Annotated in this window: 22 protein-coding genes, 1 pseudogene and 1 other annotated feature; of the genes and pseudogenes, 8 read left to right on the forward strand and 15 right to left on the reverse strand. The window is 36.7% G+C overall.

All coding sequences use genetic code 11. The features are described 5' to 3' along the window. Positions 1–160: 160 nt before the first annotated feature. From RBU59_RS28035 to RBU59_RS28050, 4 genes are all read right to left on the reverse strand, one after another. On the reverse strand, positions 161–1,606 hold the full coding sequence (locus RBU59_RS28035; protein ID WP_308145754.1) for an ABC transporter substrate-binding protein: 1,446 nt from the start codon (positions 1,604–1,606) through the stop codon (positions 161–163). A gap of 126 nt (positions 1,607–1,732) precedes the next feature. Further along, positions 1,733–2,656, reverse strand: coding sequence for a carbohydrate ABC transporter permease (locus RBU59_RS28040; protein WP_308145755.1), 924 nt, complete (start codon positions 2,654–2,656; stop codon positions 1,733–1,735). A gap of 12 nt (positions 2,657–2,668) precedes the next feature. Further along, positions 2,669–3,616 (reverse strand): ABC transporter permease, encoded by a 948-nt coding sequence (locus RBU59_RS28045; RefSeq protein ID WP_308145756.1) that lies wholly within the window; start codon positions 3,614–3,616, stop codon positions 2,669–2,671. A gap of 562 nt (positions 3,617–4,178) precedes the next feature. Next, the gene (locus RBU59_RS28050) at positions 4,179–5,231 is read right to left on the reverse strand and encodes a serine hydrolase domain-containing protein (RefSeq protein ID WP_308145757.1); all 1,053 of its coding nucleotides are present in this window, start codon (positions 5,229–5,231) and stop codon (positions 4,179–4,181) included. Positions 5,232–5,922: 691 nt separating this feature from the next. On the opposite strand from RBU59_RS28050, the gene RBU59_RS28055 reads away from it, so the two are divergent. Continuing rightward, on the forward strand, positions 5,923–7,614 hold the full coding sequence (locus RBU59_RS28055) for a methyl-accepting chemotaxis protein (protein WP_308145758.1): 1,692 nt from the start codon (positions 5,923–5,925) through the stop codon (positions 7,612–7,614). Positions 7,615–8,024: 410 nt separating this feature from the next. Here the strand turns inward: RBU59_RS28055 and RBU59_RS28060 are convergent, their stop codons facing one another. The 3 genes from RBU59_RS28060 to RBU59_RS28070 all read right to left on the reverse strand — a co-directional run bounded on the left by RBU59_RS28060 (position 8,025) and on the right by RBU59_RS28070 (position 9,630). Continuing rightward, positions 8,025–8,300, reverse strand: coding sequence for a hypothetical protein (locus RBU59_RS28060; RefSeq protein ID WP_308145759.1), 276 nt, complete (start codon positions 8,298–8,300; stop codon positions 8,025–8,027). 58 nt (positions 8,301–8,358) lie between these two features. After that, positions 8,359–8,856 (reverse strand): hypothetical protein, encoded by a 498-nt coding sequence (locus RBU59_RS28065; RefSeq protein ID WP_308145760.1) that lies wholly within the window; start codon positions 8,854–8,856, stop codon positions 8,359–8,361. 294 nt (positions 8,857–9,150) lie between these two features. Beyond that, positions 9,151–9,630, reverse strand: coding sequence for an S-ribosylhomocysteine lyase (locus RBU59_RS28070; RefSeq protein WP_308145761.1), 480 nt, complete (start codon positions 9,628–9,630; stop codon positions 9,151–9,153). Between the two features lie 239 nt (positions 9,631–9,869). Here RBU59_RS28070 and RBU59_RS28075 point away from each other — a divergent pair, with 239 nt between their 5' ends. From RBU59_RS28075 to RBU59_RS28085, 3 genes are all read left to right on the forward strand, one after another. Continuing rightward, the gene (locus RBU59_RS28075) at positions 9,870–10,487 is read left to right on the forward strand and encodes an HAD family hydrolase (RefSeq protein ID WP_308145762.1); all 618 of its coding nucleotides are present in this window, start codon (positions 9,870–9,872) and stop codon (positions 10,485–10,487) included. Between the two features lie 104 nt (positions 10,488–10,591). Beyond that, positions 10,592–10,854, forward strand: a binding site (T-box leader). Positions 10,855–11,045: 191 nt separating this feature from the next. Then, positions 11,046–12,050 (forward strand): tryptophan--tRNA ligase, encoded by a 1,005-nt coding sequence (gene trpS, locus RBU59_RS28080; protein WP_308145763.1) that lies wholly within the window; start codon positions 11,046–11,048, stop codon positions 12,048–12,050. 59 nt (positions 12,051–12,109) lie between these two features. Continuing rightward, complete coding sequence (locus RBU59_RS28085; protein ID WP_308145764.1) at positions 12,110–13,069, forward strand: D-2-hydroxyacid dehydrogenase; 960 nt, start codon at positions 12,110–12,112, stop codon at positions 13,067–13,069. An 80-nt stretch (positions 13,070–13,149) separates the two neighbouring features. Here RBU59_RS28085 and RBU59_RS28905 read toward each other — a convergent pair. The 5 genes and pseudogenes from RBU59_RS28905 to aroC all read right to left on the reverse strand — a co-directional run bounded on the left by RBU59_RS28905 (position 13,150) and on the right by aroC (position 19,144). After that, positions 13,150–15,169, reverse strand: a pseudogene (locus RBU59_RS28905) (extracellular solute-binding protein). Next, the gene (locus RBU59_RS28100; RefSeq protein ID WP_308145766.1) at positions 15,163–15,981 is read right to left on the reverse strand and encodes an ABC transporter permease; all 819 of its coding nucleotides are present in this window, start codon (positions 15,979–15,981) and stop codon (positions 15,163–15,165) included. Before RBU59_RS28100 ends, RBU59_RS28905 begins: the two are co-directional and overlap by 7 nt. Next, on the reverse strand, positions 15,971–17,050 hold the full coding sequence (locus tag RBU59_RS28105; protein ID WP_308145767.1) for an ABC transporter ATP-binding protein: 1,080 nt from the start codon (positions 17,048–17,050) through the stop codon (positions 15,971–15,973). The genes RBU59_RS28100 and RBU59_RS28105 overlap by 11 nt, the downstream gene beginning before the upstream one ends. Before the next feature lie 61 nt (positions 17,051–17,111). Continuing rightward, positions 17,112–17,651 (reverse strand): helix-turn-helix domain-containing protein, encoded by a 540-nt coding sequence (locus tag RBU59_RS28110; RefSeq protein ID WP_308145768.1) that lies wholly within the window; start codon positions 17,649–17,651, stop codon positions 17,112–17,114. A gap of 389 nt (positions 17,652–18,040) precedes the next feature. After that, positions 18,041–19,144, reverse strand: a complete 1,104-nt coding sequence (aroC, locus tag RBU59_RS28115; RefSeq protein ID WP_308145769.1) for a chorismate synthase — start codon at positions 19,142–19,144, stop codon at positions 18,041–18,043. A 222-nt stretch (positions 19,145–19,366) separates the two neighbouring features. Here aroC and RBU59_RS28120 point away from each other — a divergent pair, with 222 nt between their 5' ends. After that, entirely contained in the window at positions 19,367–19,591 is a 225-nt protein-coding gene (locus RBU59_RS28120; protein ID WP_308145770.1) for a hypothetical protein, read from the forward strand. A 126-nt stretch (positions 19,592–19,717) separates the two neighbouring features. Here RBU59_RS28120 and RBU59_RS28125 read toward each other — a convergent pair whose 3' ends face one another. Further along, the gene (locus tag RBU59_RS28125) at positions 19,718–19,945 is read right to left on the reverse strand and encodes a chorion class high-cysteine HCB protein 13 (RefSeq protein WP_308145771.1); all 228 of its coding nucleotides are present in this window, start codon (positions 19,943–19,945) and stop codon (positions 19,718–19,720) included. 446 nt (positions 19,946–20,391) lie between these two features. Here RBU59_RS28125 and RBU59_RS28130 point away from each other — a divergent pair, with 446 nt between their 5' ends. The 3 genes from RBU59_RS28130 (at position 20,392) to RBU59_RS28140 (ending at position 23,532) form a co-directional block, all read left to right on the forward strand. After that, positions 20,392–22,062 (forward strand): 2-oxoacid:acceptor oxidoreductase subunit alpha, encoded by a 1,671-nt coding sequence (locus RBU59_RS28130; RefSeq protein ID WP_308145772.1) that lies wholly within the window; start codon positions 20,392–20,394, stop codon positions 22,060–22,062. Between the two features lies 1 nt (position 22,063). Beyond that, positions 22,064–22,909: a 2-oxoacid:ferredoxin oxidoreductase subunit beta gene (locus RBU59_RS28135; RefSeq protein WP_308145773.1), complete on the forward strand. Its 846-nt coding sequence runs from the start codon at positions 22,064–22,066 to the stop codon at positions 22,907–22,909. 68 nt (positions 22,910–22,977) lie between these two features. Next, positions 22,978–23,532: a rubrerythrin family protein gene (locus tag RBU59_RS28140; protein WP_308145774.1), complete on the forward strand. Its 555-nt coding sequence runs from the start codon at positions 22,978–22,980 to the stop codon at positions 23,530–23,532. Between the two features lie 161 nt (positions 23,533–23,693). Here the strand turns inward: RBU59_RS28140 and RBU59_RS28145 are convergent, their stop codons facing one another. Then, positions 23,694–24,650: a S8 family peptidase gene (locus RBU59_RS28145; protein WP_308148658.1), complete on the reverse strand. Its 957-nt coding sequence runs from the start codon at positions 24,648–24,650 to the stop codon at positions 23,694–23,696. 467 nt (positions 24,651–25,117) lie between these two features. Beyond that, on the reverse strand, positions 25,118–25,948 hold the full coding sequence (locus RBU59_RS28150) for an endonuclease VIII (RefSeq protein WP_308145775.1): 831 nt from the start codon (positions 25,946–25,948) through the stop codon (positions 25,118–25,120). Between the last annotated feature and the right edge of the window lie 108 nt (positions 25,949–26,056).

Here is a 26,056-nt window from a genome sequence, read left to right on the forward strand (position 1 = left end):
GATATATCCGGTTTACAGCAGCCTCAGACTTAGTTAATATTAAGTTTGAGGCTGTTTTTATATGGGAAAGGTATTATTGGGTAAGTTTAGTATAAATTTTATAGCTGCTAAACCGAAATAGATATACAAGGTTGTTTTTGTCTTATTTTATGTATCGTTATTATTTGCCGCCGAATTTATTAACTTGTTTTTGGGTTTCATCAATAATGTCCTGTAAACCGACTTGATACATTTCGTCATACATCTGAGGTACAATCTTTTCCGGATCGCTGGCTCCGCAGGCAAGTTCTGTCCAGTATTTATCATAAATCGCCCTGCAATTGGCAATCTGCGTCTCTATATTGGTTTTATCTAACGCGAAGCCACAGACTACGGAGGATTTTGCCTGTTCATTCATTCCCTTTATTAAATCGTATTTGTTGGCAGGATCCGTATCCAGAGGCGACATATTAAAGAAAGTGGCCTGATAAAAAGCGGGAAGTGTCCAATTATCGGAGAGTTTTGTAACCGTACCAGAGTCACCCTCCACATATTCCCAGTCTTTGCCGCGAATGCCGTAAGCCATCATGTTTCTTAAATAAGTATCGGTATTTAATAACTCAAGATATTTTAAGCATTTATCCGCATATTTTGAACCGGAGGAAATGGCATTTAAGGAGCCCTGAATGGTGCCGGTATCGTAAAATGGATCACAGATAGGAGTAATTACCGTTTCTTTGCAGCCTAAAGTGCCGGCCCATATACTTTCGGCTCCGGGAAAACCCTGCGCACACAGTATATTAGTTTTCGAAGGCATGGAGGAGAGGGTGGGAGCATCCTGATTAATAATGCCGTCCTTATACCATTGATGGTATATCTTTAAGGCATTCATGGGAGTTTCCTGTTCTAATACCGGAACGACTTTAAGTGATTCATCAAACATACCAACACCTATTACATAACCCAGGCCGGAAACTAAAGTACTGTAATCCTTGTAAAACCAGTTGGAAGCACCTCTCGAATATCCGGAGCAGGTCCAGACGTTTTTACCGGTATCCTTATTGATTTTATACATCCAGTCACTTACCTCTTCAATGGTGTCAACGTTTTTATAATCAATACCATATTTATCGATAAGTGCTTTGTCCCAGCAGACATAAAAAGTTGCTGAAGAGTCCTTATAAGTGGGTACACTGTATATTTTACCGTCAACCAATACGCCGTCCCATAAGTTTTGAGGAATAAAATTATAAAGTTGTTCCGAAACCGTCTTAACTTTATCCGTTATATCCGCAAATGCTCCCATTTGGGCATATTTCTTATAATTTGTGACATCAGTCCACATCATGTCGAAATATTCTCCGCTGTTAATGACCATGTTGACTTTTTCAGAATAATCGCCTGAGGAAGCAAGCTTTAAATCTAATTTTACACCTATTTTTTCTGCAGTGTAATCATTCATGACTTTTAATGCTTCATCAAAATCTTCAGGCTGGTCTCCGCCAAGCCACCAGGTGATAGTTACCGCACCATTATCCCCTTTGCTGCCGGAACTGCATCCGGTTGAGGATAATACCAGCACGGCAGCTGTAAGTAAGAGAATAAGACTTTTTAACACATTTTTCATAATAGCCTCCTTTTAAACTGTTTGTACTTATTCAGTGGAATTTTTTGGAACGTCCCACGGAATAGCTTTTTTATAGGAAATACATCATATAGAGTATAATCTATATCTGTCGTTACGAAATACACCTTATCCTTTTACTGCGCCGATTGTTAAGCCGGTTATGAAATACTTTTGGAAAAAGGGGTAAACGCAGGCGATAGGTAAAATAATAATGACAGCCATAGCCATACGAAAAGATTCTTTGGGAAGACTGGCAATCAGTTCGGCTTGTGAGAGCCCCATTTGGGAAGCATTTTGAGTAAGGAACTCTATATTTTTGGTGATTTTCTGCAATAAAGCCTGCAGGGAGTACAAGCGTTGATTATCAATATACAGCAGGGAACTGTACCAGTCATTCCAGTAACGAAAGCTTAAAAATAAGCCTATGGTAGCCAATAAAGGCTTGGATATTGGTAAGGCGATCCGAAAGTATATTCGGAACTGGGAAGCTCCATCGATTTTAGCTGATTCCAGCAATGCCTCAGGGATGGTAGTTTTAAAAAAAGTCCTGCAGATTATGATGTTGTAGGAGGACACCAGCAGGGGCAGAATAAGGGCGAGAAGTGAGTCCTTTAAATGCAGCAGGTTACTGTTGATGTAGTAGGTGGATACCAGCCCGCCATTAAATATCATGGGAATAAAAATATACCAGGTTAAAAAATTTTTACCTTTAAAGCTATGTATGGATAACACGTAACCCATGGCAGTTGTTAACAGGATTCCTGCAATTGTTCCGGTAACCGTGACAATAAAAGAAACGGAAAGTGCCCGTATCACAGAATTTATCTGTCCCCACAGGTATTCGTAAGCATTAAGGGAAAAGGAACCGGGAAACAATTGGTAGCCATAGGTATCTATATAGGTTTCATCAGTAAAAGAGATGATTGTTACAAAATAAACAGGAACAAGACAAAGAAAAGAAAGGGCGGCAAATAAAATATGAAAAATAAGATTCCAGGCTCTGGAAATTTGATTTAAATCTTTTTTACTTTTTTGCTTAAGAGATTTCATTTGTTCTCCTCCTTAGATCAGGGCACTTTCAGCGTCCAGTTTTGTTACAATCTTATTTGTTATCAGTACCAGACAGCAGCTTAGCACAGACTGTATAAAGCTTGCCGCCGAGGCCATACCGATATTGCCGTTTTCCCTTAAAGCTTTGTAAACATATACGTCCAGAACAATAGTCTTATCATAAAGAGAATTGGAGTCCTGTGTAATCTGATAAAACAGACCAAAGTCGGAGTAAAAAATGCTGCCGATATTCAGAATAAACATCATGATTATAATTGTCTTTATCAGGGGCAGGGTTATAAATCTTACCTGCTGGCGTATAGAAGCGCCGTCAATAACGGCGGCTTCATAATAGGAGGGATCGATGCCTGTGATTGCTGCGAGGTAGATAATCATTCCATAACCGGCTCCTTTCCATACATTCATAAAAACCAGAATAAAGGGCCAGTGGGTACCCTCCATATACCACTGAATTGGTTCCTTTCCAAGCTGAAGAAGTATGTGATTGATAAATCCGTCTTCATAGCTGAGGAAAGCCCAAACAAAATAGGTAACTACTACCCAGGACATGAAATGTGGGAACAGCATTGCAGTCTGATATAATTTTTTGGCACGTTTGCTTCTTATCTGACTGATTAACAGAGCGAGAGTTACCGGTATAATGATACCCAGTAGAATAAATATCAGATTATAAACTAATGTGTTACGCACGATAATTCGCATATCCCGGGATTCCAGAAGAAATTTAAAGTTAGAAAGGCCGGCCCAGTCACTTTTAAGCAGGTTGTATAAAAAGCTTTTTTGACCATCCACAATTCGAAATTTCTTAAAGACGATGATGATGCCGAACATAGGCAGATAGGAAAATACAAAAAACCAGATTATAGTCGGCAGTGACAGCAGGGTTAATTCCATATCATCCTTTCTTAAGTGAAATTTCTTTTTTATTTTCTTCTCCATTTTTTTCACATACCTCCCTATATTATTGAAAATTTAGGATCGAGTGTCAAAAGGTTCCTCAACCTGCATTTTATGAATATCGGTGTATATATATTCGATTTTGGTCGAATTATTTCGACTTCGACCGGCCGTGGACACTGCGTATATTTTGTTAAGACTCTGGCCATAAATCAAGCCTGACGGCTTGATTTTCCCGACGGTAGAGGCTTGTAAAAAATATAGTGTTTGAGAGAAAGGCAGCTAAATTGAATATATATTTACTATAGTAAATATTACGCTGGTATTCATTCATAATACAAAATTGACCTTTTGACACCCTAATCCTATTATTGAAAAGGAGCAAACTCATTATAACTAGAATTTGCTCCTTCGCCATTAAAATATTATTTTGTCATTTATGTATCCAAGAATATAAAACTCATAAGATAATGATAGTTCAGATTATTCATAATGTCAATCAATATTTGAAATAATATTTCACAAAAAATAATAAATCATATATTTTATTTCAAAGCCGGACAAAAAAATTAACTATATCTCTATAACTTATGAAAAAATAACCCTAAATAATAGCACTGACTGCGGCATTGTTAAAGGTATGCCTGAGAGTAACCAGCCCTGTATTTTCCCGTGAGGGATGTACCCGGTTGGTTAGCAGAATAAAACCTTTTCCTGCTTTTATATCTGCCAGTGCGGAAGTTCCTGTAAAGCCTGTATGGTATAAGCTTTCATCCGAGATAAAATCGCAGATATCATTCTCACTATATGGGTGGATCCAGCCAAGGCCCCTGTTAGTGCCCATTCCTTTTGTATGGTTTTGAAACAAAACCTGAACAGTGGAAGGATTTAATATCATCTGGTCATTTAAAATGCCACGGTTTAGAAGCATTTGCATAAACTTGACCATATCCAAAGAGGTGGAGAAAAGTCCTGCATGCCCGGTTATTCCTCCTAAAAGCCGGCATTTTTCATCATGTACCACACCCTGAATTATCCGGCCGCTTTGTTTGTCGTATTCGGTTGCGGCGCAAAGCTCCATTTGTTTTGCAGGCGGGTTATAAAAGGTATGGGTCATTTCAAGCGGTTTCAAAATATGATCTGTCACATAGGTTTCTAAGGATCCGGTAACATGTTCTATAACAAATCCAAGAATTATGTATCCGATGTCGGAGTAAATTACTTTCCTGTCGAAGTTCTCTTCCTTAATCCTGTCTGCATAAATAGCATCAACCAGTTCCCGTCTGTCGGTCATATTCAGGCAGTTGATATCGGCGGCATGGCCTGATGTATGGGTAAGCAGATGTTTTATTGTTACTGTAGGATTCTGATACTGTGGTAAAATGCGGCTGACCGGTGTAGACAGGCAGAATTCGCCGGATTCCATTAATTGAAGTATTGCAGTTGTTGTAGCTACGACTTTAGTAAGGGAGGCAAGATCATATAAAGTATCTCCTGTAACAGGCTGGGGGGAGGGGAGCAGGCGCCGATTCCCCAAATAATCTAAAATATATTCTGTTTTGGTAACTAATGCGTAACTCATTCCTGGCGCGGCACCGGCTTCTGAAGCTTTTGTGAGAAGAGTATGAAGAACTTCTTTTTTGGATGGTAGTATCATATTTAAATGCTCCTTTCTTATTTTGCAAATGATTGCTATTATAGGCAATTACAACCCATTGATTGCCTGGATACTCCCTCAGGGAAGTATTATAACCTGTATTATATCATAAGCTGCAATAATTTCATCACAGTTTTTAAATTTATATCTTTGATAAATATATAAGTAACTTAAGTACTCGGATTTATCAAAATTATCACTTATTATTTTAATAGATGTAAAGCACTTGTTAAAAAAATGCATAGTTACTGTGCGCTCTCCCTGCAAAAAGCAGCAATTCCGCGAACAATAACACACTTCGCGATGCACATAAAACATGAAAACAGTGTTCCTACGCTGCAATTTTCCGGTTTTCTGTGACAATACACTCACGAAAAACACGTCGTCTTGTTGCCTGTGAACAGTAACAATACATATATTATTAAGTTTTATTTTATTCTATTTAATTTGATTTTATAAAAATTGCATGTTATAATAAGTCAAGCAATGTCGAAACATGTAGAAGAGGAGTGATATCATAATAACTTTGAGGGCGGCAGTAAAAATCAGGTATTAACAGGATATTAAATAATATCAGAATAATTAATAAGATAATACAAATACAATAAGATTGCCAAAATTCCAAAAATAATTATGCTTATTAAGACAAATAAAAGATGAAATTATTAAATCACCCTATGGAGGAAAAAATATGAGCATTAAAAACAAATTGGTAACCGCATTCAGTATTATTTTAATTTTATTAACCGGATTGGGAATCATATCAATTAATTTCTTAGACCGTGTTAATCAGACCTCCACGATCATAGCAGAGAAGGTTATACCGCGCCTAGATTGTATAAATCAACTAAATTATGATATTGCAAGATTCCGTTCTTTTGAATTTGAACATATCACATTATCTAAAAAGGAAGATATGGATGCTTTGGAAAAAAGAATGGAGGAAAAGAAAACAATTATTAATAAAAATATAGATCTATATCAAAGTTATGATAATGATGAACACATACATATTGTTAAAGCAGAATGGGATAAATATTTAGCGGAACATGATAAATTAATACAAGTAAGTCGACAATTAGATATAATAAAGTCCACCGAAGTTATTAATGATGTAAGCAAAAGTGCATTTTATAATCTTTCTGACGCATTAAAGAGCTTAATTAAGGAAAATGAAGAAAATGCAAATAAAACGAGCCATAACGGAGATGAGATGTATGGATATATCAGTATGATTATTTTGGCTATAGTTACTGGAACCATCTTATTCGGAATAATTATGGCAGTTTTTATTACCTATAGTGTTACAAAACCAATAAAGAAACTAAAAATTAGATTGCAGGAATTGGTTCAAAAAGGCGGAGATTTAACTCAGTCTATAGATTTAAAGTCCAGGGATGAGATTGGGGAACTGGCAAGTGCCGTAAATCAGTTTATTGACAATATAAGGGGTATTATAATTGAAGTGAACCACAGCGTCAGCGGTGTTGACAATGCAGTTTATAGTGTAAAGGAGTGCCTGAATGTTTTAAATGAAAACGTAGATGAGTCTTCCGCTACAATTGAAGAATTATCTGCCGGTATGGAAGAAACCGCGGCGGCGGCAGAAGAAGTAAACGCTTCCTCCGCTGATATAGCAAGCGCTTCCGAAGCTTTAGCGGAAAGAGCTCAGCAAGGAGCGGAAGCGGTAAGTAAAATAAATGAAAGAGCTGCTTACCTGAAAAAAGGTGCAAGTGATTCCCAGATAGCTGCAAATGCTGTATATGAAAACACGAAAGTAAACTTGGAGGCAGCCTTAAAAAAATCTGATGGGATATCTCAGATTAATGTGTTGTCTCATGCTATACTTGAAATTTCTGAGCAGACAAATCTTTTGGCCCTTAATGCAGCAATCGAAGCTGCCAGGGCGGGGGAAGCGGGGAAAGGTTTTGCAGTAGTTGCAGACGAAATAAGAAAACTTGCAGAGGATTCAAAAACAACAGTAAGTGAAATTCAAAAAGTAACCGTGGAAGTATTATCATCAGTAAATGAACTGGCAGCTAACTCTAAAACGATTATGGAATTTTTTGATACGACGGTCTCAAACGATTATAAGGAAATGGTTAAAATCGGCACAGCATATGGTGACGACGGATTATTTGTAGATAATCTTGTAAGTGACTTCAGTGCCACTTCTGAGGAATTAACTGCTACGATTGATGGAGTTATAAAAGCTGTTTCAGAAGTTGCAATAACAGTAGGAGAAGGAGCAGCCGGAACGCAGGATATAGCAGAGAGAATCATTAAAATAGTAGAACTTGTGGAAGAAGTGAATAAACAAATGAACATAAGCTTGGAGAGTTCAGACAATCTAAAGAATGCGGTGAATAAATTTAAAGTTTAATATAGTTAAGGGGCTGTTGGAAATACAGCTCCTTTTTTAGACTTCCTGTATTGACTAATTGTAACCTTTTACGACTTTATCTACAGATGAGCTGGACAATATTTATACTAGTTATTTTCTTTAGAAAAATTCATTATTTTATGTAACTGAATAAAGGCATTACGTATACATAAATTTTATGAATAACGATGTTAGAATCTGCCGGTAACCGGTTCAGAGATTAGTGCAATACCATAAAAGCTGCCGGCTGCATAATCTAAGTTTTACCGGAATATGCAGCCGGAGTCAATCATTTAAGTATTATTTTAAAGAATATAGCTCCGCGTTTCCCAAAAGCCAATATCTTTAAAGATTTTGGAGAGTATTATTTTGGATGGTATTAGTTGGCATTTTTTAATGAAAATTAGTAATTATTTCTTTTTTGGAATTAATTTTTTAATCATTTCCAGTTTCTGCTTATCTGCCGGCGACATGTCTTTCGTTAAAATTTCAACCATTAAATTTGATTCATCGGGAGTAAAGGTAAGACCTAAGGCCTTCATTTTAGCATTCGCTTTAATAAGCAGCGGTAAGGCTTTATCTGCAGGTTTTCCTTCTGCCTCATTAGCTAAATCAACTAAAATTGCTAATTTTCTGGCGTCGATATTTTTCATTGCAGGATGGTTAATCCATTCTAAATCTTTCATATCTTCTCCTGTCTGCGTTTCAACGCTTATATTATATTATGGTTTATAAGTTAATCGGTCACTGCATTGCACTGAACATCGTATTAATATTATCAAAGGTGCTTTTTTGCTCCGGTGTTAACATGGAACTTAAGATTTCCATCATATCCGAGTTTCCAAAGCCGCTTGAACCGTCAGAATTTTCTGAATCTCCGGATTGTGAAGCCATCGTAGATGCAAAGGCAGAGTATGTATCATATAAGCTTTTGGCTTTCATAAAATTTAAGAACATATCAATTAATTCCCTTTCTTGATCGTAACAGACACCTCTTATATTGGTCAATAATGCTTCTATGTCAATATTTTCTTTCTTGAGGCTTAAGGTAGTTACTGAACTTTTTTGTTTCATGGTCTGAAAAGCATCCATTAATTCTCCTGTCTTAATAAACAAATTTACGGACTGCTGAGAATCACTGTCAAGATAAGGAAAAGCTGCTTTAATTATGTCCAGTATATGGCTAAATCCGTTTCGATTAGGTCTGACTGATGAAACTTTGGGGTTATTGTCGATATCCATGGCTTCTCCAATTCTCTTTTATCATTATACTATATTCAAAGGAAATGAAAATATTACTATTTAACATGCCATAAAGGGCAAGCCCTAAGTTGAAAGTATTGAAAGACTGGCATCTTCGTACTTAAACGGGCTTCCAGTCAATTGAAAGGCTCTTTCCGCCGGTCGGGCTTTTATTATATAGGAGGTTCGGAGTACTTTAATAAAATAAGAAAAAGAGGCTGTTGGTAACAGCCCCATTTATCGCATTAAATATAATATAGAGTTTTCAAAAACATGTTTATAGAGGTTATAATTTTAAACCGGATAAACTAAGTTAGGTTCGGCAATATCTAACAGAGTCTCTTCTAAAAATCTTTTTGCCAAATATTTAGCCATATTTAAGTTCATGTCAAGGTAATTTCCGCAATTTACAGCAGCAGCACCAGGGACATCACCCTCAAAATCTCTAATAAATTCAAACATATCCGTTAATAGCGGAATAATATCTTTTGATTCATAATCACCTGCAAGTATTAGGTAAAATCCGGTTCGGCATCCCATAGGCCCAAAATAAATTATTTTAGAAGAATAATCAGGATGATTTCTTAAATAAGTTGCAGCAAGGTGTTCGATCGTATGAATTTCCGCTGTATTCATTACCGGTTCAAAATTAGGTCTGGTCATACGAATATCAAAGGTGGTAAGGACTTCTTTTCCTGCCGTATCCTTTCTTGAGACATATACTCCTCTTAATAATTTCATATGATCAATAGTAAAACTGGCGATTTGTTTCATGATTTCCTCCTATAAAATTAATTAGCTTATTTTAAATTCTAGATTATTTATTTTGCATTATAGTTATAATAAAAATTATATTAATTATAACATAGAATGTCCAAACAAAGAAGAACAAGTTTTACGAAAATTTTAATTGATTCAACTGGATTTTTTACCTTTTTTCGTTTATAATTCAAGAGAATAGCAATTATAACAATCTGGAAAACTACTACATAAAGAGAAGAAAGGACATTAATATGATTGACAGCATAATATTTGATTTAGACGGTACCTTATGGGATTCTACCGATGCTGCTGCTGAGATATGGAGGGAAGCAGCAGGAAAGTATACAGAGGTAAAGGATATTATTAATGCCGACAGATTAAAGGCCTTATATGGTCTGCCTCTTGAAGAAATAGCCATAAAGTTGTTACCAAGCCTTTCTAAGGAGACAGCGATTGAAATTATGCGGGAAAGTACTACGAAACAATGTCCCTACTTAGAAAAAGTCGGTGGTATCCTGTTCGATGGTTTGGAAGATACGTTAATAAAATTAAAAGATAAATACAGACTTTTTATTGTCAGTAATTGTGAAGAAGGATATATTCAATGCTTTCTTAAAGCACACCAGCTTAAGGATTATTTTGATGATTTTGAATATCCCGGCAGATCCGGTCTTTTGAAAGCAGATAATATAAGAACGATAATAAAACGTAATCATTTAAATAAACCGATATATGTTGGTGATACTTTAGGTGATGCTTTAGCTACCAGGGAAGCCGGTATCCCCTTTGTTTATGCCAGATATGGTTTTGGACATGTTACTGAGTATGATTATGTAATTGATTCTTTTCCTGAACTTCTTAAGCTGTAAAAAGGGGATTGACTTTTCGAATTATCATAGATATACTTTAATTATAATATTTATCAATGTTGAAAATGAAATCCGGTGATTTCTCGGGACAATTTAATAGTTACAGATTTCCGATTATTAAGAATAGTAAGTATAATAATATATTAACAGAGAGCTGCAGAGGGTGGAACTGCGGTAATAAAGTTATACCGAATGGACTTATAGGATCAGGAAGAACAGTGCAAACTTAGTAAAACCTGACGGGACTCCGTCCGTTATCAAAGGAGAAGGTATATGAGAGGGAATGGTTTCATATACAGAATAGAGCGGGTGTTAAAACACCAAACCGGGTGGTACCGCAGAAGCTGATAAAACTTCTGTCCCAGTAATAAATACTGTGACAGAAGTTTTTTTATCGTATAAAAAATATGTCCTGTACGATAAAAAAGCCCGACCGACAGGATGCACAAGAAGTGACAGAGGAAGATTGTCACTAAAGTGACAGCATGTCAGCGCTAGAGTTTAGCGAACCGGACTACTGAATTGTATAAAAATTACGTATATGAAGGAGAATAACTTATGTTAGATGGAAAAAAGACATTATTTAGTGGAATGCAGGCTACAGGCAATCTTACGTTAGGTAATTATTTAGGCGCTTTAAATAACTGGCTGACTTTAAATGAAGAATACGAATGTTTTTATTGTGTTGTGGATCTTCATTCTATAACAATCAGACAGGACCCGGCTGAACTGAGAAAGAGAGCGAGAGCATTATTGACACTTTATATTGCTGCCGGTTTGGATCCGGTAAAAAACTGTATCTATTATCAGTCACATGTATCAGGCCATGCAGAATTAAGCTGGATTTTAAATTGTTTTACTTATATGGGTGAATTAAACCGTATGACTCAGTTTAAAGACAAAGCTGCCAAACATTCGGATAATATTAATGCAGGTTTATTTACCTATCCTGTATTAATGGCTGCTGATATTCTTTTATTTCAATCCGATGTAGTTCCTGTGGGTGCCGACCAGAAGCAGCATTTGGAGATTGCCAGAGATATTGCGGAGCGTTTCAATGGAATCTACGGCAATGTATTTACGATTCCGGAACCTTATATCGGTAAAGTCGGAGCTAAGATTATGAGTCTACAGGAACCATCAAAAAAGATGTCAAAATCCGATGAAAATGTAAATGCCAGTATCTATTTAATGGATGATCCGGATACGGTAATCCGAAAGTTTAAGAGAGCGGTTACGGATTCGGATAACCAGATTATCTATACCGATGATAAGCCGGGTATCAAAAATTTAATTGATATCTATAGCTTAACAACCAATAAAACCGTAGAAGAAGTAGTTAAGGAATTTGACGGAAAAGGATACGGTGATTTTAAAATGGCCGTAGGAGAAACGGTAGCTTCCATATTAAAACCGATTCAGGACAGAGTGGCTGATCTAAATAAGGATAAGGCATATGTTGATGGTATCATTAAAGATAATGCGGAAAAAGCAAACTATTACGCAACTAAAACTTTAAGAAAAGTACAAAAGAAAGTCGGCTTTCCGGAGAAGATACGCTAGTCTGCCGTATTTGTAAGCGGACAGCAAAATTTCGAACTGTAAAGCTGTGGAGGAATTACATGAAGGTAGTTTTTTTAGAAACTGATACCTTAGGTGAGGATGTGGATTTATCCATATTTCAAGAATTTAGTGAAGTCATAAAATATAATAAATCGGAACCGCTTTTGAATGCTGAAAGAGCAGCACAAGCCGATATATTGGTTGTTAATAAGGTACCCATGGATGAATCTACCTTATATAAAGCGGATAAGTTAAAACTCATCTGTATTACCGGTACCGGAACTAATATCGTTGATTTTACCTATACCAACAAGCGAAGTATAGCGGTGGCAAATGTGAAAGGATATTCAACCAATTCCGTAGTACAGCATACGTTTGCCCTGCTTTTCTATCTTTATGAAAAATTAAATTATTATGATAACTTTGTAAAAAGCGGAGATTATGTAAAAAGTGATATATTCAGCCGATTTGATATAAAATTTAATGAGCTTTACGGTAAAACGTGGGGAATCATTGGGCTTGGAGAGATTGGAAGAGGAGTAGCTAAGTTAGCAGAAGCATTCGGCTGCCGTGTTATTTATTATTCAACTTCAGGTAAGAATGTTAATACAGAATATGAGAGGGTAGATTTTAATACTCTTTTGACAAACGCTGATATTATATCCATTCATGCACCTCTGAATTCTGATACGGAGAATCTGATTGATGAAGATTCTTTACAGAAGATGAAAAATACAGCAATCCTATTAAATCTGGGAAGAGGGCCTATTGTAAATGAAGAGGCATTGGTAAAAGCTCTTGAGACAAATAAAATAGCCGCTGCCGGACTGGATGTTATAAAGGTAGAACCAATGACCCCGGATAATCCATTACTGCGGATTAAAGACAGCAATAAATTGATCATTACTCCTCACATAGCCTGGGCAACCGTGGAAGCACGACAGCGCTGCGTACAGGAAGTGTATGAAAATATGAAAGCTTTTTTACATGGTGAGAAAAGAAATATTGTAAAAGGCTAAGCGAAAGAATGGCAGAGATACGATTGATTTGAATCGGTTCAATCGTATCTCTGCCATTAACTATAAAACACAGCTGCAATTTAATTTGATTTTACTTCATTCCATTTATCCAGGTACAGTTTTTCCAGATCAGTGCCAAGATAATGATAAGTGGAGCAGCGTTCCAGAACAGAAGCATCCGGAAATGCTACTTCGCTGTTTTTAATATCTTCATCTTTGATTAAATCCCTGGCTGCTTTATTCGGAGTGGAATAGGTAATATATTCAAAGTTTTTTAAAGCTATTTCCGGATCGCACATAAAATTAATCCATTTTTCAGCATATTCTTTACTTGGTGCATTTTTAGGAATTACCCAGCCGTCAATCCAAACATTGGAACCCTCTTTTGGAACAACATATTCTAAATCAGAATTTTCCCTCTGTGTAAAGATTGCTTCACCGGAATAGATAACACCAATCGGATTTTCGCCACCGATCATTTTATCCCTTACCTGGTCTACAACATAAGCATCTACCATTGGAAATTGCTGCTGCAATAATTTTTTTGCTTCTTCCAGTTCAGACTCCTTAGTTGAGTTAATGGAATAACCCAAATAAGCTAAAGCAATACCAAAAGCATCTCTTACACTGTTAATCATAAGAATATCACCGGAGTATCCATTGGTTTTGATAAAATCCGGATCAAAAAGTGCGCCCCAACTGTCAACCGGACCTTTAATCATTGATTTGTTGTATAAAATACCGACAGTTCCCCAACAGTAAGGAACACTGTATTTATTACCGGGATCAAATTCTTCTGCGCTTTTTAAATAGGTTGGATCAATATTTTTGATATTTGGAACATTATCGTAATTAATTTCTGCCAGCATATCTTCATCAATCATTTTTTGAATCATATAATCAGAAGGACATACCACATCATATTTAACGGAACCTGTCTTTATAACGGGATACATATCCTCATTCTGTTCAAATTCCTGATAATTAACACGGATTCCGGTTTCTTTCTCAAATAAGTCTTTTACCTCAGGGTCTATATATTCACCCCAATTAAAAACATTGACAGTAGGTTTGCTGCTTTTCTGGCAACCGGTTAAACCGATCATACAAACAAAAGCGAGCAGTAAAACAACTGTAATTTTTTTCATTGTTATTCTCCTTTTATATTTGTTTGACAGGATTCAAATGTCAAAAGATCAATTTTTGACACTCGAATCCTATTGTTAGATGAGAGTAATATTGTGCCAATAATTAGTATCAGTTATTTATAAAGTATAAGTGTCAATCATTTATTTATCTGCTTTCTAGGGCTTTTACAGTTTTCACCGGTTTTCGCATCCGGTCGTTTCTGCGGTTAATTAAAACCAGAAGTACTAAAACCGAGACAAATAACAGAGTGGACAAGGCATACATTTCAGGTTTAATACCTTTTCGTACCTCCGTATAAATTTTGGTAGATAAGGTATCAATAGAAGCACCTTTTGTAAAATAGGTAATCACAAAATCATCTAAGGACATTGTAAAAGCAAGTAAAAATCCGGAGAGTACACCGGGAAAGATATCCGGAAATACAACTTTATAAAAAGCATAGCGCTGTGTAGCACCTAAATCTAAGGCTGCCTCGTAAGTACTTAAGTTTAACTGCTTTAATTTGGGCATGACGCTTAGGATGACATAGGGTATGTTAAAGGTTATATGAGCCATCAGAACACTGGAAAATCCTAAGGAATAATTTAAGGCTACAAACAATAACATGAGGGAAATACCGGTTACAATATCTGCATTTAACATAGGTATATTGGTGATGCCCATTAAAACAGCCCTGGGGATCCGTTTCATATTGTTCATTGCCAAGGAAGCAGCGGTGCCGATCACGGTGGCAATCAATGCAGACAATAATGCAATAAGTAAGGTGCTGTACAAAGCAGTCATAATATCTTTATCCTGAAATAGTCTGGTATACCAGTTAAAGGTAAAGCCGCCCCATTTGGAACGGGACTTTGATTTGTTAAAAGATAATATAATCAAAATCAGGATAGGTGCGTAAAGAAATAATAATATGAGTGCTAAATAGAAGCGTTGTAGAACTTTTTTTACCATACGCTTTTGCCCACCTCCTCTTTATCATATTTAGCAAGTACAGCCATACTGATTAAAATAAATATCATCAATACTAAAGACAGACCTGACCCGGTATGCCAGTTATTCATTGTCTTAAATTGCTGTTCAATTACATTGCCTATTAATACTACCTTACTTCCGCCAAGTATATCAGATATAACAAATGTTGTCAGAGAAGGGACAAAAACCATTGTGATTCCGCTGATTACACCGGGCAGACTTAAGGGTAAAATAATTTTTATAAACGTCTGCAGTGTGTTTGCACCTAAATCCCTGGCTGCATTGATGATATCGTCATTAATCTTTAAGATAACATTATAAATAGGCAGTATCATAAAGGGCAGGAAGTTATAAACCATGCCGAATACAATAGCCGACGGAGTATTGATAATATTTAAGGCGGGCAGATGAAAAAACCCAAGGATCGTATTAATAACACCGGTTTTCTCCAGTATATTCTGCCAGGCCAGGGTCCTTAATAAAAAGTTCATCCACATAGGTAAAATAAATATCATAACAATAAAAGAATTACTTTTTAATTTCATATTGTGGAGAATCAATGCCACAGGGTAGGCAAGGACCAGACATAATATGGTGCTGATAACAGATAACTTTAAAGAAAGCCAGAGTGCCTTCCGGTTAATGGGGTCTGCAATCATAGTCAGGTTAGTCAAAGTAATTCCGCCGTCTTCAGAGGAAAAACCATAATAAATAATCATTAGTAACGGAACAATGATAAACACTGCCATCCAGATAATATAAGGAAAGGATAGCTTAAGTTTACTGTTCATCCATAATCACCGCCTCTTCATCCTCCGATTCCGGTTTATTCATGATCTGGATGTCAAATGGATTTACCGAGATACCAACTTCACTTCCTACCAAAGAGAGATCTGTACTGTGTACCAGCCACTCATGACCTGCGGCCATAACTTCCATTTCATAATGAACTCCTTTAAAGATTAAAGAAGTCACCCGGCCGGTAATTATTCCGTCCTCCGGTTTCACCAAATCAATATCTTCCGGGCGAATTACAACATCAACCGGTTTATTTTTACCGAATCCAACATCCACACACGGAAAATTAGTTCCTAATATATTAACCAGTTTATCCTCAATCATTGTAGCGTGTAAAATGTTACTTTCTCCGATAAAATCTGCCACAAAAGCATTCTTTGGCTCATTGTATATCATTTCCGGGGTTCCCACCTGCTGGATGTAACCCTGATTCATAACGACAATCGTATCAGACATGGTTAAGGCTTCTTCCTGGTCATGGGTTACATAAATAAAAGTAATACCAAGTTCATTCTTAAGACGTATCAATTCATATTGCATATCCTGTCTGAGCTTTAAATCCAACGCACCTAAGGGTTCATCAAGAAGTAATACCTTGGGTTCATTTACAATCGCTCTTGCGATTGCAATACGCTGCTGCTGACCACCGCTTAAGGAATCAGGTGTCCGGTTTTCAAAACCCTCCAGGTTAACAAGTTTTAGTGCATATTTTATTTTATCACTTATATAGGATTTACTTTTTTTCTTTATTTTTAAGCCAAAAGCTATATTCTCGGCTATAGTCATATGGGTAAATAAAGCGTATTTCTGAAATACTGTATTTAATTGCCTTTCATTAGGGGGTAACTTTGTAATATCCTTATCATCAAATATTACTTTACCGGCATCTGGATTTTCAAATCCGCCAATAATACGCAGGGTAGTTGTTTTACCGCAGCCGCTTGGTCCTAGCAGGGTTAAAAATTCATTCTCCCTGATATACAGATTGAGAGAATCTAATACTGTATTATCATCATAAGTCTTTGTAATATCAATTAGATTAATCAGCTTATTACCAGCCATGTTATATCCTCCTTGGTATTATAATTTTAAAGTAAAACTTTCGTTACTAATCAGGCTGACTCTAGAAATTGGGTGGTGTGGAAATCCACAGCAGGGAAGCACCTTGTTTTTCCGAGGAGGTAATATAATGCTTTTTACCGGCTTTAAAATAAAAGGATTCACCTTTTTTGGCTTTGAAAGTTTTATTTCCAATATGCAGTGTAATACTGCCGTTTAATACGTATCCGAATTCTTCACCCTCATGGGGATTATCCGGGTAAGTGGAACCGCCTGGGTCAAGTGTCAATAGAATTGGTTCCAGCATATTTTTTTGAGCATTTGGAATGATCCACTTAATATCATTCTTTAAGTCATTATCATATTTTTCAAAATAATCCGACTTTTTAAAAACAACCTGTTCGGAAGTTGAATCTGAAAAAAATTCTTCTAAATTCGTACCTAAGCATTGAAGAATATCTACAAGGGTGGCAATAGAAGGAGAAGTTAAATCCCTTTCTAACTGAGAGATAAATCCTTTAGACAGTTCCGCCCGGTCTGCCAGTTCTTCCTGAGTTAAACTTTTTTGCACACGCAGCTCTTTAATCTTTTCTCCTATCTTCACAATATGCCTCCTTAATAAAGTTAAACTTTTTGTTTAGTCTCGCTAAACAAGCGGCATATTTTATTATACACGTAATCTTTGCTATGTCAATAAATTAATATGTAATTATATTAGTTTTTTGTATATATAAAACTCTTCATAAATAAAAACGAAGATATATGATAAATTCACTGATTACAGGGCACAAAATAAGGCCAAAATGCAAAAAGCCGGATGCTTAGTGAATTTTGACCTTACATATAAATAAAAGCAGTTTATTGAACATAGGTAACCTCTGAAAATGAATACCTTTTTCAAATCAATTTTAATGATCAAAAAAATGAATACTTATTAATTTTATAACATTGACAATTTCTTCGTCCATTCTGATGTAATAATATAACCCTTTTTTAATGATCAAAGAATTTTTTAATATTATCTATTCTTGAAGTCATACTCATAAACAGCATATCTACAATTGTAACCGCTGTCATAGCCTCAACAACAACTACCGCCCTAGGAACAATGATCGGATCATGCCGTCCTTTAATATTAACTTTTATATTTTCTCCGGATTTATTTATAGTATCCTGTGTCTTTGCTATGGAAGGTGTTGGTTTAACGGATGCTCTGAGAATAATTTCTGTTCCGTCACTGATACCTCCCAAGATGCCGCCTGCATGATTCGTTACTTTTCGTACTTTACCTTCCGTATCGAATCTGAAGTTATCATTATTATCAGAGCCCGACATCTGTGAGGACTTAAAACCTGAACCGAATTCAATCCCTTTTACCGCACCGATGGATAAGATGGCTTTGGCCAGATTCGCATCCAACTTATCAAATACAGGTTCACCTATTCCAGTTGGCATACCGCTTACAATACATTCAATAACCCCGCCTGCGGAATCAAGTTCTTTTATTTTGTCATCCAATAGAGCCTGAGCAGCTTTAGATGCTTCCAGATCGGGCATAGCGAGAGGGCTGAGTAAGATGTTTTCTTTATTGCAGCTTTTATAATCAATGGATATATCACCAATGGATTTGGTATAAGCACAAACATTGATACCCAGTTGATTCAGGATAGCCATAGCTATGGCACCGGCAGCTACACGTCCTATGGTTTCCCGTCCGGAGGAACGGCCTCCTCCCCGGTAATCACGAAATCCGTATTTTTCATCATACGTATAATCTGCATGTCCGGGACGATAATAATTTGCAATCTCAGAGTAATCACCGGATTGCTGATTGGTATTCATTATTACCAGGGAGATAGGGGTGCCGGTAGTTTTTTGTTCAAATACACCGGATAATATTTCGACCTGGTCCCTTTCTTTTCTGGGTGTAGCATATTTCGTCTGTCCGGGTCTTCGCCGATTCAGATAAACCTGTATCATTTCCTCCGTAAGAGTTAATCCTGCAGGACATCCGTCTACAACAACTCCAATGCCCTTACCGTGGGATTCACCCCAGGTTGATATTTTAAATAAATTACCGTATATAGAACCTGACATAATATTCACCTCTTTTTCTTTCTTATGTACATTCATACATTAATAGACATAGTATATAAGAAAAGATAGCCGTAATCAATATGTATTATGGACATTTGGGTAATAAATTCATATATTGTTATGATTGATAAATTAATTGGATTATAGAAAGAAATACATTTATAATCATTATAAGAATTAATTGATCAGTTTACAATGTATTTACTATACAAGGAGGTTACTATGCCAAATTATTATGACTTTAATAAAAGTAATGAATATCCAATACCAAGAAACTCACAAAGTGACTATTTATACACTTCCGGTGATACAAAAAGAGGCCGCGGTGAGAGATTATCAGATGATTTAATTATTGATGACAATTCCGTTTATGAAATAGATCAGGATTGCTATGAAAGGGTAAAACAGTTAAGGCTTAATCAAAAGCAGGACTGGAATAGGAAATAAAGATTGTGACGCTTCAGTTAGCGGAACTGAAGCGTCACAAATTAGAATAATTACAAGAAAAAAAGCTGCACCAGCAGCTTTTTTTCTTGTCACTTTTCAGTTAAAAACAGATAGGTATTAAGTAGATTAACAGAAGTTATTACCACCGCATAAGCAAAGGATTAAGATGATCCAAATGATAGAACTGCAGCCATCATTTCCACATCCAGTTCCACATCCACTGCCAAATCCGCCACCAAATAATCCATTATTACCATTGCCACAACAGCAAAGTAAAAGGATTATAAGGATCCAAGAACCGCCGAAACCTCCATTACAACCGATACCGCAATTTGTTGCTGCTAAATCACTCATGTAAGAGCCTCCTATTTGTTATTACACTGTATCATATGATTTATTGCTTGCCTCATTTCCTATATTTCCATATAAAAACGTACTCTTTTTATCGCAATTAACGACATTATTATCATATTAAGTTATGCTAAGGAGCAGGTTTTAGTTTTATTTTGAGAAATTCCGCATACATAGGCAGTAATTAAAATATAATTATCAGAAGTTGGTTTTCAAACTTCTGATAAAAGGCGCTGCTATTGCGCCGTGCATCCGACAATAGAAACAGCTTTTTGTTTCTATAACAGTTTAATGCTTTAATCAAATTATACAATTAGTTGTCGATATATCCGATAATGTGTAATAATATAAAATACAACATCTAAATATCAGAAATTATGGTATTAATGTTGAAACATTTATATAATTAAGGTATAATATCTGTAATAATTTAGAAAAGGAGGAAGGTTATGTATAACATTTTAATTGGTGGAGCTGCCGGTCAGGGCGTTGAAACAACGGCAGCAATACTGGAAAAATTATTAAAAAAGTCCGGTTATTTTGTATTTACTATAAGGGATTTTATGTCACGTGTCCGAGGCGGACATAATTTTTCCATGATACGTTTTGGTACTGATATAATTACATCTCATAACGATAAACTGGATGGCATGATAGCACTGAATGATGAAACAGTTTCATTACATAAAGATAAATTAAAAGAAACAGGTTTCATATTATGCGACAGTAGTTTAAAAGCAGAAGGCTCCCAGGTTGTAAAACTGGATATGGATAAAATGGCTAAAGAAATGGGTAACATCAGAGCTTCCGGAAGTATTGCCGTTGGAGCGGTATTGAAATTGTTTGGTGAGACTTTGGATTATGCAAAAGAGACAATGAGAACCTCCGTTAAAGAACAATACCTGGAGGTTAATTTAAAGGCAATTAAAGCCGGATATGATAGTGTGGGTAAAAAATTTGAACATATAGAGGGAAAGTTCAGTGATTGGATGCTTATATCCGGCAGTAAGGCTCTTTCTTTAGGAGCAATCGCTGCGGGGCTAAAATTTTACTCTGCTTATCCAATGTCACCCTCTACTGCAATTATGGAATATCTGGCATCTAAAAGCAATGAAACAGGTATCGTGGTTGAACAGGCAGAAGATGAGATAGCAGCGATTAATATGGCCCTAGGGGCTTCCTATGCCGGAGCATGCGCTATGACAGGAACTTCAGGCGGTGGTTTTTGCTTGAAAGTGGAGGCTCTGGGATTCTCAGGCATTGCCGAAATTCCGTTAGTTGCCGTTGATGTTCAGAGGCCGGGACCGGCTACCGGATTACCGACAAGAACAGAACAGAGTGATTTAAAGTTCGTAATTTCTGCAGCCCAGGGTGAATTCCCCAGGATGGTAATAGCATTGAGAAATCACAAAGATGCGTTTTATCAAACTGCAAGAGCATTTTATCTGGCGGAGAAATATCAGATACCGGTAATTATATTAAGTGATCAATACCTTGGTGATTCTACGGCATGCGTAGAACCTTATGATATAAGTAATATTCCTAAAGCTGAAACTGCAAAATCCGATGAAATAGACGGGGATTACTTAAGATATCGTCTAACCGAGAATGGTATATCACCAAGATTAATTCCGGGTAACTTAAGATACTTTGTCTCTGCAGATAGTGACGAACATGATGAATACGGATTTATCACTGAATCGGCTGAGGTTCGTAAGTCCATGATGGATAAGCGTATGAGAAAACTGGTGAAATTAGAAGAGGAATTATTGGAACCGGAGTTTATAGGTGAAGAGAACTGCACTACCCTGTTACTTGGATGGGGGTCTACGTATGGTCCGATAGCAGAAGCGGTTAAGAGTTTGAATTCCAAGGAACAAGGTAAATACGGCGCCTTAGTATTTGGTGATATATATCCTTTGCCAACTAGAAAGCTTAAAAAATTAACAGCTTCAGCGGAAAACATTATTAATGTAGAGCAAAATGCAACCGGTCAACTAGCTGATTTAATTTGCGAAAAAATTGGAATTACGTGCACGGATTCCATACTAAAATATGACGGCCGACAAATATCCGGTGAAGAGATTGTAGAGAGTCTACTGAAAGGAGGCTGTATTTAATATGGATACATTCACCACTTATGAAACAGCCTGGTGCCCGGGCTGCGGTAATTTTAATATCTTAAGATGTTTAAAAATTGCTTTGGAGGAACTTGGTAAAGATCCTTTTGAAGTACTTATGGTAGCTGGTATCGGCCAGGCTGCCAAAACTCCCCAATATATCAGCGCTAACCGTTTTTGCGGTTTACATGGAAGGTCACTGCCTGCTGCAGTGGCTGCTAAAATTGCCAATGAAAAACTTACGGTAATCGTTAATACCGGTGATGGTGACTCCTATGGTGAGGGCGGCAATCATTTTATACATAATATAAGAAGAAATGTAGACATAACTCATTTTGTTCATGATAATCAGATTTATGGTTTAACCAAAGGCCAGGCATCACCTACATCTGGAGAAGGGCATAGGACGGATGTACAAATAAACGGTAACAGTAATACACCGTTAAACCCTATACTTATGGCAATCTCAGCAGGGGCCGGATTTGTTGCAAGGTCTTTCAGCGGGGATACAGAACATCTGGTTTCTGTTATGAAAGAGGCAATCAGGTATAAAGGATATGCTTTTGTTGATATCCTGCAGCCATGTATCAGCTTTAATAAGATAAATACATTTTCGTTTTACAAAAGCAGAGTGTATCATTTAGAAGAAGAATATGATCCAACGGATAAAATGGCTGCATTTAGTAAAGCCATGGAGTTTGAAGATAAGATTCCCATAGGTATCATTTACCGTGAAACAAAACCAGATTTTCATACGAAAAATCAGATATTAAAATCAGGAGTTCCTTTATTAAACAGACAAACGGAACCAAAGGTTATCCAAAAATTGATACAGGAGTTTGTATAAAGGGAATTTATAGCTTCATACTATAAAACAGGTTACTATAAAAATGGTATAAATATAGGAGGTACATTATGGCAGTTAAAAACGCAATGACAAGTGACTTTTTACATTCCGCATATGGTGGTGAAAGTATGGCGCACATGAGATATCTGACCTGGGGTGCTGTTGCTGAAAAAGAGGGTTTCCCCAATATAGGTAAATTGTTTGAGGCCATATCCTTTGCGGAAAGAGTGCATGCCAACAATCATTTTAAGGAAATAGGCGGAGCAACTTCAGATGCTACCGTTACAGCCGGTGCAGTATTTGGAATGGGCAAAACAGTTGATAATCTGCAGGGAGCAATTAATGGTGAACTCCACGAAGTAGAGCAGATGTACCCGGTATACTTAAATGCTGCAGAATTTCAAGCAGAACAAGGTGCGAAACGATCCTTTCATTTTGCTCTTGAGGCAGAAAAAATACATGCAGATTTATTTGCGCAGGCACAAAATGCGGCAAAAGAAGGAAAAGATATGGAATTGAAATCTGTATATATCTGCCCGGTCTGCGGTCATACCGTTCTTGACGGAGCTCCGGATAATTGTCCTGTTTGCGGAGCTAAAAAAGAGATGTATAAGAAATTTTAATCGCTGCATACAGATGTTTATGTATTTATATATTGGTTGTATAATGGGTAATGGCCAAACAAGATTAATACAAAAATAAAATGTTTCGCCAAGGTTTGTAAATAAAAAAGCTGTTACAAGATAATTATTCTATCTTGTAGCAGCTCTTTTAATGTCTTGTTTTATTCCAATAATTTGGGAATATTTAACAATCCCCATCCCTGCTTTGACCAGGGATATCCTAAATCAACTGCGCTTTCCCTTAGTTTTAATTTAACTTCTTTATTTGTCATCTTCGGGTATTTGGAGAGTAATAAAGCAATCGCCCCGGAGACGATGGGAGTTGCCATTGAAGTTCCGCTTTTTATGGTATACATTAAATTGGAGTAGTCATTGCGCGGATTGTTAAGTAAATTATACCGATATCTTTGATAATTTTTCATTGTACCGCAGGATATAATATTAGAACCCGGTGCCACGATATCCGGTTTTTTAATACAGGAAGCCGTTGGTCCCCGTCCTGAATAGTCCATGGTTTTATTACCGAATAACTCAACGGTAATCCGGTCGTCGGAGGAACCAACCGTAATTACTTTTCTGCTGATACCCGGTGTTGATATGGACATGGGGCCGGGACCATTGTTACCGGCGGCTACAACCACCACAATTCCTGCATCCCAGACGGCATTAACACCTTTGACTAATAAAGAGTTCTCATCCACATTTTCTTTCGTAGTGGTTCCGACGGATATATTAACGACACGGATATTATATCTTTCTTTGTTATCAATAATCCATTGTAAACCGGCTAAAACATCTGATATATTGCCGTCACCCTTCTGGTCTAATACTTTAATACCAACCAGATTGCATTTTGGCGCTACCCCAATATACTTGCGGTTTGATAAAAATCCATTACCACCGATAATACCGGCCACATGACTTCCGTGCCCGTTGTCATCATAAGGTTCCGTTCTGCCGTGTATCAGATCATAAAAACCCAGAATGCGGTTACCGCCTTCCGTAAAATCTTTATGCATACATAGGCCTGTATCTACAACGGCTACTCCGATATTCTCCCCAAATATCTTTCTTTCATGTGCCCACTTTAACTCAATGATTTCCGCTGCGCGGTTCATTTGGGCGGTGATATGGGTGTCGACCTCATAACTCCATAATGCATTTTCTTCTTGCAGCTGATCCAGTCTGTCTTGTTCCACTTCAATGACATAAGAATCAATCATAGGTAGCCGATATTTAACCTTTCCCATAGCTGCTACTTCATTATAATTATTCTCATAGTCACTGCAACTAACAATGATTTGTATATTTTGCTTTGTATTCATGGCAGCCCAAATTCTTTCTTTATATCATTATTAATCTTATGAACTGCCGCCTTGTCTTTATGCAAATAATTACAAGATTATTTTATAATATGACAAGTATACTTATCATTTTAATACGAAATATGTTACAGTCAGCCTACGATTGAATTGTAACATATGATACCCAGAAATAATTTATGCATTCTGCAGATTCTCGCACATGCAGGTCTCGGGGTTTTCATTAACTTTGGCTTCGCTTCACTCACAGAAGGCAATCAGGTTCAGGACAATCTTTGGCAGCTTTCACAAATGTAAATACTACCGCCTAAATAAGCTTCTTTTTTAATGATACTACCGCAGACAGGGCAAGGTTTTCCGACAGTATTTTTACTTAATATTGTATGATATCCGCCGTTTTTTCCATACAAATCTTTTTCCGTATCCCGTCCGCCCTCGACCGCCATCCGGTTAATCACTGTTTTGACAGCATCAAATAAGCCATCAATTTCATCACTTGACAGGGTATTGATTTTTCTCTTCGGGTGAATATTTGCATAAAATAAGATATCTTGAAGAACACCATTACCAAGTCCCGGAATACGTTGATCTGTGGCCAAAAATGCTTTCACGGTTAAATTTGTTTTATTCGCTTCCTGAAATATGGTGTCAAAATAAGATTTTGTAAAATTCGAACTTAAAGGCGAAGGCATTCTTTTGGCAACCAGATAGTACGGATTCTCATTTTCACCCTCCTGATAGACCCATAAACCACCGTACATCTGTACACTGCAGACAAGGGAAGAATCATCTTCAAAATCGATCCGCAATTGATGCTTAGCCGGTATTTTAGTACCTTTTTCAAAAAAACGAATATTCACACCGTCATTCAATAAAATCCGAATGTTGCCCGCATATATTTCCACCTGACCAGCTACTGCTTTGCAATCTGAAATAGTCTGGTCTGTAAGTAAAAGACTGTAATTATTTGGATCACCAAAATACCAGGCAAACTTATGAGGTGAAGTGTTAGCAACGGCATTTTTAATTCTTTTACCTTTCAGAGTTTGATAAATCTGTTTTGATATTGAATAACTTTCCGGTAGTTCCAGCATGATATGCTCCTCCTTAAATACCATAATTTTACATACATTATAACAGTAATGTAATTATTTCTCAACATTTTTACATCTTAAGATAAACTTAAGATGACTTCTTACAAA

Origin of the sequence: Anaerocolumna sp. MB42-C2 (assembly GCF_030913705.1) — a bacterium.
Classification (GTDB): domain Bacteria; phylum Bacillota; class Clostridia; order Lachnospirales; family Lachnospiraceae; genus Anaerocolumna.